This is a genomic window from Shewanella marinintestina (assembly GCF_023283845.1).
GTDB lineage: Bacteria > Pseudomonadota > Gammaproteobacteria > Enterobacterales > Shewanellaceae > Shewanella > Shewanella marinintestina.
Window position 1 is genome coordinate 1 of record NZ_JAKILC010000045.1, and the last position, 693, is coordinate 693.

General features: G+C 40.5%; 2 protein-coding genes. Both read left to right on the forward strand.

Annotated elements, in window-relative coordinates:
• Window positions 1-70: 70 nt before the first annotated feature.
• Window positions 71-370 (forward strand): transposase, encoded by a 300-nt coding sequence (locus L2747_RS21360; RefSeq protein ID WP_249000917.1) that lies wholly within the window; start codon window positions 71-73, stop codon window positions 368-370.
• Window positions 307-693, forward strand: a 387-nt coding sequence (locus L2747_RS21365) for an IS3 family transposase (protein WP_249000918.1), incomplete at its 3' end; no start/stop codon positions are given. The genes L2747_RS21360 and L2747_RS21365, both read left to right, overlap by 64 nt.

Genomic DNA, 693 nt, shown 5'->3' on the forward strand with positions numbered 1-693 from the left:
TATTGTGGCTTAATAAACCTGTACACCAATATGAGGTAAACTCTCCTTAATATGGAACGGTGTAAAAGTAATGAAGACTCAACCAACTTACTCAACAGAATTTAAGATTGATGCAGCTAACCTTGTCATAAATCAAGGCTATACCATTCGTGAAGCCTGTCAGGCTACCGGTGTAGGCCCAACAGCGATGAGGCGTTGGGTTATCCAACTAAAGCAAGAATTTGAAGGAATTACTCCAACAGCTAATGCTATGACTCCAGAGCAAAAGCGCATTCAAGAGCTTGAAGCTCAAATTAAGAAAATTGAATGGGAGAAAGACATCCTAAAAAAGGCTACCGCTCTCTTAATGCAAGACAGCATCAAACGATAGCATTAATTGAATCGTTATCGAGAGAGCAAAACAGTGTTAAACCACTTTGTGACTTATTTGAAGTTCCGAGAAGCAGCTATCATTACCACCTAAAACACCGTGAATTAATAAAACCAGAGCGTGAGTTATTGCTCAAAAAAGCGATTGATATACATAGTGATAGTCGCGGCTCTGCAGGAGCTAGAACGATAGCTGGTCAGCTTAATCAGCTTGGTGAAAACGTTGGCCGCTATAAAGCTGCGAGTTTAATGAAAGATGCGGGACTTATCAGTAAACAGCCCCGGAAGCATCGCTACAAAGTAGCAAGTGATGAATCTAAAATT

Excerpts from the sequence above, each read along its gene's own strand:
- L2747_RS21360 (WP_249000917.1), top strand. The coding sequence starts at position 71 with ATGAAGACTCAACCAACTTACTCAACAGAATTTAAGATTGATGCAGCT.